Annotated in this window: 9 protein-coding genes; 7 read left to right on the plus strand and 2 right to left on the minus strand. The window is 70.0% G+C overall.

The window, feature by feature from the left end; all coding sequences use genetic code 11:
- Window positions 1–15: 15 nt before the first annotated feature.
- Window positions 16–465 carry an ATP-binding protein gene (locus tag Q0994_RS27720; RefSeq protein WP_299539656.1) on the minus strand — a complete coding sequence of 150 codons (450 nt, stop codon included), beginning with the start codon at window positions 463–465 and terminating at the stop codon, window positions 16–18.
- A 205-nt stretch (window positions 466–670) separates the two neighbouring features.
- Between Q0994_RS27720 and Q0994_RS27725 the strand changes: the two genes are divergently transcribed.
- From Q0994_RS27725 to Q0994_RS27755, 7 genes are all read left to right on the plus strand, one after another.
- Complete coding sequence (locus Q0994_RS27725) at window positions 671–1519, plus strand: helix-turn-helix transcriptional regulator (protein ID WP_299539658.1); 849 nt, start codon at window positions 671–673, stop codon at window positions 1517–1519.
- 426 nt (window positions 1520–1945) lie between these two features.
- Window positions 1946–2254 (plus strand): hypothetical protein, encoded by a 309-nt coding sequence (locus Q0994_RS27730; RefSeq protein ID WP_014047394.1) that lies wholly within the window; start codon window positions 1946–1948, stop codon window positions 2252–2254.
- A 182-nt stretch (window positions 2255–2436) separates the two neighbouring features.
- Window positions 2437–3315, plus strand: a complete 879-nt coding sequence (locus Q0994_RS27735) for a hypothetical protein (protein ID WP_299539667.1) — start codon at window positions 2437–2439, stop codon at window positions 3313–3315.
- The gene (locus tag Q0994_RS27740; RefSeq protein WP_299539669.1) at window positions 3305–4642 is read left to right on the plus strand and encodes a hypothetical protein; all 1338 of its coding nucleotides are present in this window, start codon (window positions 3305–3307) and stop codon (window positions 4640–4642) included. The genes Q0994_RS27735 and Q0994_RS27740 overlap by 11 nt, the downstream gene beginning before the upstream one ends.
- On the plus strand, window positions 4639–6189 hold the full coding sequence (locus Q0994_RS27745; protein ID WP_299539671.1) for an SCO6880 family protein: 1551 nt from the start codon (window positions 4639–4641) through the stop codon (window positions 6187–6189). Before Q0994_RS27740 ends, Q0994_RS27745 begins: the two co-directional genes overlap by 4 nt.
- Before the next feature lie 97 nt (window positions 6190–6286).
- A complete protein-coding gene (locus tag Q0994_RS27750; protein WP_299539674.1) occupies window positions 6287–7705 on the plus strand; it encodes an ATP-binding protein in 1419 nt (472 codons plus the stop codon).
- A gap of 1 nt (window position 7706) precedes the next feature.
- Window positions 7707–9341 carry a type IV secretory system conjugative DNA transfer family protein gene (locus Q0994_RS27755; protein ID WP_299539677.1) on the plus strand — a complete coding sequence of 545 codons (1635 nt, stop codon included), beginning with the start codon at window positions 7707–7709 and terminating at the stop codon, window positions 9339–9341.
- Window positions 9342–9396: 55 nt separating this feature from the next.
- On the opposite strand, the gene Q0994_RS27760 is transcribed toward Q0994_RS27755, so the two are convergent.
- On the minus strand, window positions 9397–9948 hold the full coding sequence (locus tag Q0994_RS27760; RefSeq protein ID WP_299539679.1) for a GNAT family N-acetyltransferase: 552 nt from the start codon (window positions 9946–9948) through the stop codon (window positions 9397–9399).
- Window positions 9949–10130: the final 182 nt, after the last annotated feature.

Consider the following 10130-nt stretch of genomic DNA (forward strand, 5'->3'; position numbering starts at 1 on the left):
GGCACGGGTGGGGGGTCACTCGTCCTTGACGACGTACTCGACCCAGAGCACCTTGCCGGCGCGCCCGCAGGGCCGGTCAACCGTCGACCATGCGCCCCAGCGGTCGGCGCACATCGCCACGATCCGAAGGCCCCTCCCGCGCTCCGCGGACAGGGAGTCCGCCGTTTGGTCCGGGACGGCCCGGCCGAAGAAGGGGGGAGGGATCTCCGGATTCCCGTCCCAGACGCTGAGCCGAACCCGCCCGCGCCCCGCCCCGCGCACCTGGACGGTGTACGGACCGGTCGAGTGGAGGTAGGCGTTGGTGGCCAACTCGCTCAGCAACACTTCCCCGGTGGCCGTCAGCCCGCTCAACCCGTGCGCCTGCAACACGGCCCGGAGACCCGCCCGCGCGACGCCGGGCGACCGTGGATCGTGCGGGAGATGGAGTGTGTAGGACCAGGGCGGCGCTACGGTGGCGTGGTTCATGAGTTCCCCGTTTCAAGAGTGGTGACGTACGTGGAAGGACAGCAGCCGACGGCACATCGATGCCGCGCCGTCCCTGTCGAGCGGATGTGCGTCCGAGCATCTGTCCCACTGCTCACGCTAGAGGGAGCATGGAATGCATTCCATGAATCGCGGGGAATGAATGGCGAAAACCCCTCGTGCGGGTGACCCGGCGGGAGACATGTTGATGGCCAACCCCATGACGCCGACGGCCCGGCGGCGACGGCTCGGCGCCGAACTGCGCAAACTCCGGGAGCGCGCGGGAATCACCGCCACCGAGGCGGCCGCCCTGCTCGGTGGGAACCAGGCGCGGATCAGCAACATCGAAGCCGGCCGGTACGGCGTGAGCGCGGAAAGGGTGCGCACCCTTTCCCGCCACTACGACTGCACGGACCGCGCACTCGTCGACGCACTCGCGGCGCTGACCGGCGAGCGCAGACAAGGCTGGTGGGAGGGGTATCGCGGGTTGCTGCCCGAGCGGTTGATCGATCTGGCCGAAGTCGAGTACCACGGGACGGCCTTCCGCACCTCCGGCACCCTGGGTGTGCCCGAACTGCTCCAGACGACGGACTACGCCCGCGAGTCCCTGCGCCGCTATCTGCCCACCCTGGACCAGTCGGCGATCGAGCACCGGCTTTCGTTCCGGATGAAGAGGCAGACGGTGGTCTTCCGGGAGGGACCGCCCCCGTTCACCGCCCTGATCCACGAGGCCGCGCTGCACATGCCCTTCGAACAATCCGGCCTGGCGGCACATCAGCTACGGCACCTGCTCACCATGGGAGAGCGGGACCACATCATCCTTCGCGTCGTCCCCTTCGCCGCCGGTCACCCCGGACACGGCCACGCCTTCTCCTACGTACAGGCCGACGTGCCCCAACTCGACACCGTGCATCTCGACCTGCCGCACGGCACCCTGCTCCTCGACGCCGAACCGGAGCTGCGGACCTACCGCGAGGGGCTCGACCACCTTGAGTCGCTCGCGCTGTCCCCCTCGGATTCCCTCTCCGCCATCCGGGACCTGACACCCAGCCAGTAGCGCCCAGGGGCCCGGAAAGCACCCTTCGGACCCTTGCGAGGCATGAGCGCTGCTCCCCGAGGTTCCCGAGAAGCCCTCAGCTTGCGCGCCGATGGAGCGTCAGATGCGCACGAAGGCGCACGCACAGCGCGTACGCGGCGCATGGCACCAACCCCGTGCGACCCGAAAGGCGCGGCCGCCCCACGGATCCACGACCTCCCCTCATTGCTCCCGGTCACTCTCCGTGATACACAGAGTAATCGTGCAACTGCTCACGTATGACAGAAGGATCCGCAGGTCAGGGTGGGCGCTCCGGTCAAACGTGCGAGATCCGGGTAAAGAGACACGGGAAGGCGTCGTGCGTACGAGGTTTCATCAGCGAAGATAGAAGGCGACCCGTGCCACCCGGTGCGGGCGGCTAACTACCCAACTGGGGCGGTGACTTACATGATCCTGGCAGCCGAAAAAGGCGACATCACCACCATCATCGGCGGAATCGCACCGAACTGGGGGCCGTTCGGGACGCTCGGCAACGAGGCTCGCATCATGATCGAGGTAGTGATGGCGGTCGCCATCCTGCTCTGCCTCGGCATCGCGATCTGGGGCGCCGCGAAGCAGCGCATCGGCGCCACGGCGCTGCGCGACACCTTCAGCGCGGAGCAGGGGAAGGGTCTGATCGTGGCGGGTCTGACCGGAGTCTTCATCATCGGTTCACTGGGGACGCTCTTCACCATCGTGTACGGCATGGCCGTCTGAGCACCCGTCAGCCAAGCCGTTCACCGCGCATCCCCGTCCGCGCCCACTTCCACCGTCCGTCGTGCCCACCGGCTGAGGTTGCGTCTCCCTATGTCGAGTCACCACACCGCGCCCGCGCGGCAACCAGCGGCGCTACCGTCGTACTACGCGGAACTGCACACGGCTGAGGGGGCGTACGCGGCATGAGCTATGACGACGGGCACGGCTACGGCAGCAGGGAGTCGGGCGGGCGTCCCGACGACGCCTACAGCACCCTTGGCGGCACCCGACAGACCCGCACCCGCCTCCCCGACGGCGAGCCCGGCCCTCCCTACGGGCGACGCCCGGTCCGGGGCACACGCTCGCTCGTGACCGTAGTGGGGGTCGTGGTCCTGCTGATCGGAGCGATCGCATTCGCGAACCGCGGCAGCGGCGACGGTGCGGCTGACAAGGCGACGGGCGGCAGCGGCACTAAGTCCGACAGCGCCGCCTCCGCCCCCACCGCCCCGACCGGCACCGATCCCGTGACGGGCAAGACCGGCACCATCGCCTCCGGCTTCGCCCACGACGCCCAGGGGGCGCAGAGCGCGGCGGCGAACTACGCGGTGGCGCTGGGCTCGGCCCAGATGTTCGACAAAGCCCAACGCGACGAGATCATCCAGCGGACTCACACACCATCTGTATTCGACCGGCTGATGAATGATCTGGACGTCGCCTACTCGCCAGCATTCCTCAAGAATGTTGGACTCAACGAGAACGGCAGTACCCCGGACGGACTCACGTTCATCTCAAGGACTGTCCCTGTGGGTACCAAGGCCACCGACTACGCAGATGACGTGGCGACGGTCGAAGTCTGGTGTACGGGGCTCGTGGGCATGGCTGGACAGGGATCGACGAGGCCCGTGACCGAAACGTGGTTCACACTCACTCAGCAGCTGGTCTGGACGGAGGACAGCTGGAAGATCAGTTCGTCCTCACAGGCAGAGGGGCCCACGCCGGTGAGTAGTGGCAACCGAGCCTCGACCACCGAGGAAATCACCGGTGCCGTCGAGGGCTACGGAGGCTTCACCTATGCACGCTAGCCGTCGACTGCGCGCGCTGTTGAAGTCAGCTCTCACCGGAGCCCTCACAACTGCTCTGTTTTTGCCGTCCGGCCGCGCGAGTGCAGCGCCGTCCCCGACGCCGTCTCCGAGCACCAGCAACGATCCGTGCGACCTCATTGTCGGGCTGGCCAAGGACTACTGCGAAGGCGACCCCGGTACCGGTTCAAGCACCGACACCACGCTCACCAACGACGCCCTCGACCCCCTCACCTCGCTCGCCCACGGTTGCGCCGACGCCGCCGCGTACCTCATCGGCAAGCTGAGCGAGGCCGTGGAGAACACCGCGACGGTCGACTTCACCAGTTCCACCTTCCGCACCCAGTACGCGGTGGTCTTCGCGGCGTCCACCATCCTCACCCTGGTGCTCTGGCTCTTCGCCGTGGCCAAGCGCGCCATCCGGGGCGTTCCCTTCGCCACCGCGATCTCCGAGGCAGTCGGCTTCCTCTGGCTCACGGTCCTGGCCTCCGCCTTCACCCCGTTGATTCTCTACACCGTCGTCTCCGCGACCGACGGCGTCACCGAGGTGCTGTCCACCGCCACCGGCGGCCAGTCGGACGTCTTCTTCGGCTCCTTCGCCGAGGCGCTCAAGAAGGGCGACGACATCGGCGGGGGACCCGTCATGCTGATCGTCGTCTCCCTCGTCTCGATCCTCGCGGCCGGCGTGCTGTGGCTGGAGCTCGTCATCCGGGCCGCCCTGCTCTACGTCGGCGCCCTGCTCGGCGTCGTCGTCTACGCCGGGCTCGTCGACAAGAACATGTGGGGCCACGTCCGCCGCTGGGCGGGCATCATGATCGCGGTGATCATGGTGAAGCCGGTGATCGTCATCGTCCTCGGCCTGGCCGGCGCGCTGTCCGAGGACGACGGCCCCAACGCGATGTCCGCCGTCGTCTCCGGCCTGGCCATCATCCTGCTGGCCATCTTCGCCTCCGCGATGATCTATCGCTTCGTCCCCGGCTTCGGCGACGAGATCCAGGGCGCGCGCACCAATCGCAAGCAGGCGACCGACGGCTCCCAGGCCGCGGCGCTCATCAGTTCGCCCGCCGCCCTCGTCTCCCAGGGCATCAAGACGCACAGCGGGCGCAACGCCCAGAACAGCGGCGGCGGAGGCGGAGGCGGCCGGCCCGCCAACCCGGTCAGTGGCGGTGTGGCCGCGCACAGTTCGCGCGGCTCCGGCGGCGGAGGCTCCGCCGCCCCCGCTCCCCGCAGCGGTTCCGGTCCGACCTCCGGCACCCCCCACGGCAACCGCTCTCCCCGGGGCGGTTCAGGCAGCACAGGACAATCGAGCACAGGAGGGGGAGGACGTTGACGACTCAGTCCCATCCCATCACGCCCCGCCGTACGTATCTGATCGGCCGTGCCCGGCCGAACGCGATCATCGGCAAGAACCGCGAGACCGGCGAGATCGCGCTGATCATCGCCGGCGCGTTCCTCGGCATGATGAGCGGGCTGCTCGTCCCGGTACTCGCCCTGCGGATCGTGCTGCTCACCGGCTTCCCCCTGCTGGCGCTCGCCGTCGTGTACGTCCCGTACAAGCACCGCACCTTCTACAAGTGGTACGAGATCAACCGCAGCTACAAACGGTCCCTGCGACGGGGCACCGCCTACCGCTCCGGCGCCATGGAGGCGGGCGTGCACGCGGACGGGCGCGAGGTGGAGATCGGACCGCCGCCGGGCATCGGCCGTATCAGCTGGCTCGCGGCGCCGTTCGGGCCGGATGAGATCGCCGTGCTCCTGCACGCCGACCGGCGCACCGTCACCGCCGCCATCGAGATCGAGGGACCCGGCGTCGGGCTCCGCGACAGCGAGGACCAGGAGGCGCTGGTCGACCGGTTCGGCACCCTCCTCAAGCACGTGGCCAACGGCGACGGGTTCGTGACCCGCATCCAGATGCTGGCCCGCACCCTGCCGGCCGACCCCGACGCGCACGCCAAGGACGTCGCCCAGCGCGGCGACAGGGCGGCGCCGAACTGGCTGCAGGAGTCCTACGACCAGCTCCAGTCGATGGTCTCCACCTCCAGCGAGCAGCACCGCGCCTATCTCGTGGCCTGCATGCACTACAGCCGCGAGCTCGCCGCCGAGGCCAACGCGATGGCCCGCGCCGCACGCCCCCAGGGCGGGCGCAGGATCGACCGCGACTCCGGTCTCGCCGTCGTCATGGCCCGCGAGCTGACCGACATCTGCGCGCGGCTCGCCGAAGCCGACATCCGGGTGCGGCAGCCCCTCGGACAGAGCCGCCTCGCCTCTCTGGTGCACTCGATGTACGACCCCGACCACCCCATCGACCACATCCAGGCCATGACCAAGCGCAACGCCTGGCCGGCCGAACTGGACGCCGTCGAGCCCACGTTCCTGCAGGCCAAGACGCGCGAGTCGGTCACCCGCTCCCCCTGGTGCCACGCCACCGCCTGGGTGAAGGAATGGCCGATGACGCCCGTCGGCGTCAACTTCCTGGCGCCGCTGCTCGTCCACACGCCCGACGTGATCCGCACGGTCGCCGTGTGCATGGACCTCGAACCCACCGAGATCGCCATCGAGCGGATGCTGACCGAGAAGACCAACGACGAGGCGGAGGCGAGCCGCCAGATGAAGATGAACCGGACCGTCGACCCGCGCGACGTCGCCGCCCACGGCCGGCTCGACCAGCGCGGCGAGGACCTCGCCAGCGGCGCCGCCGGCGTCAACCTCGTCGGGTACATCACCGTGTCCTCGCGTTCGCCGGAGGCGCTGGCCCGCGACAAGCGGACCATCCGCGCGTCGGCGGGCAAGTCGTATCTGAAGCTCGAATGGTGCGACCGCGAGCACCACCGCGCCTTCGTCAACACCCTGCCGTTCGCCACCGGCATCCGCCGCTGAGAACGGCCCCGCCGCTGCCCGCCCACCCACCGAGCCAGCAGCACCACCGCACCCCCCTCCGGGTCTCCGGAGGGCCGAGAGAGAGGGCAGTCACGCCATGCGAGACCCGCTGTCCGCAGCGTCGGACGCCTTCACCGCCTTCCTCTTCGGAAAGGTGGAGACGACCCGCCTGCCCGTCCGCACCTCGACGGGCCAGGCCCAGGCCGTCTACCTCCCCACCGCCGCGCCCGGCCTGGGCGACTCCGGTGTGATCATCGGGCGCGAGGTGTACTCCGGCAAGGGCTACATCTACGACCCGTTCCAGCTCTACGGCCAGCAACTGCCCGCCCCGCACTGGCTGGTGCTCGGAGAGTCCGGCAACGGCAAGTCGGCCCTGGAGAAGACGTACGTCCTGCGCCAGCTCCGCTTCCGGGACCGCCAGGTCGTCGTCCTCGACGCGCAGGGCGAGGACGGCGTCGGCGAGTGGAACCTCATCGCCGAGGAACTGGGCATCACGCCCATCCGGCTGGACCCGGCCGCCGCCCTCAACGACGGGATCCGGCTCAACCCGCTCGACCCGGCGATCACCACGACCGGACAGCTCGCCCTGCTGCGCACCATCATCGAGGTCGCCATGGGCCACGGTCTCGACGAGCGGTCCGGCTTCGCCCTGAAGGTCGCCCACGCCTACGTCAACGGGACCATCACCGGCCGTCAGCCGGTCCTCATGGACATCGTCGAGCAGCTCCGCCACCCGGAGCCGGAGTCCGCCGAGGCGATGAACGTCGACATAGACGACGTACGGGCCTGGGGACTCGACGTCGCACTCGTCCTCGACCGACTCGTCGACGGTGACCTCCGCGGCATGTTCGACGGCCCCACGACCGTGGGCATCGACCTGGACTCCCCCCTCATCGTCTTCGACCTCTCGCACATCGACCGCAACTCGATCGCGATGCCGATCCTGATGGCGATCGTCGGGGTGTGGCTGGAGCACACCTGGATCAGGCCGGACCGGAAGAAGCGCATCTTCCTCGTGGAAGAGGCCTGGCACATCATCAACTCCCCTTTCGTCGCCCAGCTCTTCCAGCGGCTGCTGAAGTTCGGGCGCCGGCTCGGCCTGTCCTTCGTCGCCGTCGTCCACCACCTCAGCGACGTCGTGGACGGTGCGGCGGCCAGGGAGGCCGCGGCCATCCTGAAGATGGCGTCGACCAGGACGATCTACGCCCAGAAGGCCGACGAGGCCCGCGCCACGGGCAGAGTCCTCGGGTTGCCGCGCTGGGCGGTGGAGATCATCCCGACCCTCACCCCCGGCATCGCGGTATGGGACGTCAACGGCAACGTCCAGGTCGTCAAACACCTGATCACCGAGGCCGAACGCCCCCTGGTCTTCACCGACCGCGCCATGACCGAGTCCTCTCCGGAGGACCTCCTTCCGGAGGACGTGCGGGCCGCCGAGCTGGAGGCCGAGCAACGCGCCGCCCGCATCGAACACCAGCAGCGCCTCAATGAGTCCTCCGAGTCAACGGTGGCGTGACATGGCACCTCGGGAATCCGGAGCCGAGCCCGACCGCTCAACAGGCCGGGGAGGTGTCCCGGACGGCCTGCTGGTCGGGCTCCTCGTCCTCCTGCTCGGCCTGGCGATCCTCACCTGGACCGCCACCGGCCTGTCCGGTCTGCTGTCCCGCGGCGGCTGGCCGGACGGCCTCACCCTGCTGCGGGCACCCCTCGCGCTGCGCGAACTGGTCACGGCTCCGCAGGACCTGGCCGCGGCCTGGCCGGACACACCTCCCGCCCAGCTCTCCGGCTACGGATTCTTCTGGGGCATTTTCATCAGCGAGCTGATGGTGCTCCTGGTGGCGACCGTCTTCGTCCTCGGCGTCGTCACCCGGTGGCGGCTGGTGCGCCGCAGGGCCCGGGAGGACCAGCTGGCCGGCCCCGTACGGTTCACCGCCCCACCGGTGGAGCGGGCCCCCGCCCCGGAGCAGCGTCCGGACGGCGTCCACGGTCATGCGGTGCCGCCCGCGCCGGCCTCCCGCCCGCAGCCGGTCCCGCCCGGCTCCGCGCCCGACCGCGGCGAGGTCCACGGGCAGACAGCGGAGCCGCTGCCGGCCCCCGCGCCGCCGCAGCTCTCCTCCCCGGCCGTCCTCCCCCCGTCGGCCGCTCCGGCGGAAGCCGCGCCCGCCTTCGTGCCCGCCCCCCGCGGGCACGGCACGCCGTACGTGCTGTACGCCGCGGCGGCCGACCGCCGGAGCACCGCCGTCCAGGCCGTGCTGGACGCGGTCGGTCCGGTGCTCGTCACCACGTCCGACCCGAGCATCTGGTCGGAGACGAAGGACGCCCGCAGCAAACTCGGCCCCGTCCTGGTCTACGACCCCGGACACCTCTGCGACACTCCCGCCCGCCTGCACTGGTCCCCCGTCGACGGCTGCGCCGAGCCGCAGACCGCGGCCGACCGGGCGGCCGCACTGCTCGCGCCCGTACGCCCGCAGTCCCGCCTCGACGCGGAGACCGCCGACACCGCGCAGACGCTGCTGCAGTGCTGGCTGCACGCGGCCGCACTCGACAGCCGGCCGTTCCGTCAGGTCCACCGATGGGCCCAGGGCGGTACCGCCCACGAACCCGTACGTCTGCTGCGCACCCACCCCGGCGCGGCCCCGGGTCTCGCCGGACTGCTGGAGTCCTCGCTCACCGCCCATCCCGAACGCCGGCAGATGGCGCTGGAGTTGGTGGTAGGGGCTTTCGCCGCGCTCGCCACGGTGCACATCCGGGAAGCGTGCACGCCGATCCGATCCGATGCGCTCGCGCTGGATTCCTTCGCCTTCGAAGGGGGAACCCTTTATGTGGTCGGCGAGCCCATCGAGGATCCTCGTCGGCGTCCGGGCGCGATGCCCCTTCTCACCGCGCTCGCCTCACACGTGGTCGAGCACGGCCGCCGCATGGCCGCACGGTCAACCGACGGTCGGCTCGACCCACCAATGACCCTGGTCCTGGACGATGTCGCCGCGGTGGCGCCGATCCCCTCCCTGCCGGAACTGCTGGCGCACGGTGAGGGACACGGACTGGCGACACTGGCCCTGCTGCGGTCCGCGGAACAGGCCCGAGCCCGCTGGCCGGAGCCGCTACCGGAGCCCGCCCAGGCGTCCTTCCCGGACCGGGCGCCTGGCTCCTGACCTGTGCCGCCGACCCGCGTTCCCTCGTCGGAGCTCTCTGTCCGCGGGCGGGTCGTCAGGAGCGGGGCAGCACGAACTCCAGCTCCCGGGCTCCGTCGACGGTGCCCGGCACCAGCATGGTGTCGCCGGAGGGGACGAAGCCGAAGCGCCGGTAGAAAGCCTGCGCCCGAGGGTTCTCCTCGTGCACGAACAGCCGGACGCGTGCGAGCACCGGGTCCTCCAGGGCCCAGGCCCAGTCGACGGCGGCCCGGAACAGTGCGTCCGTCAAGCCCGTGCCCCGAAACTCAGGACGTACGTAGACGCCCACCAGATGCCCCTGTACGGCCTCGATGGGCGTACCGAACACGATTCCCACAGAAGGGCGTTCGATGAGCACGGTCACCGTGCCGACCCAGCGTCCGTCGGGCCCTTCAGCGACGAACTGCTGGCTTTCCACGCCCCCACGACCGGCCGCCCTGTCCTCCCAGTACGAGTCCGGCTGACGGGAGGCCGCCTCGTAGGTGTCGAGGAAGGCGACCGGCGCCGCAGGGTCCTGGAGAGCGGCGAGCCGGAGTTCCTTGACCGCCGGCCATTCCTCGGGGCGCACCGTGCGCATCACATAGTCCATGCGGCGATGCTCACCGCCCACGAAGTCCGCAGCAACACGTTTCTGGGCCCGCATCGCCCCCTCAGGACCGGGGGCAGGCGCATGCCGGGATGGGTCCGGAACGCGGAAAACCCCCGTGCCACCAGGCACGGGGGTTCCCCACAAAAATTGTTCGGCGGCGACCTACTCTCCCACAGGGTCCC

The sequence above is a fragment of the uncultured Streptomyces sp. genome, from assembly GCF_947488945.1.
Classification (GTDB): Bacteria; Actinomycetota; Actinomycetes; order Streptomycetales; family Streptomycetaceae; genus Streptomyces.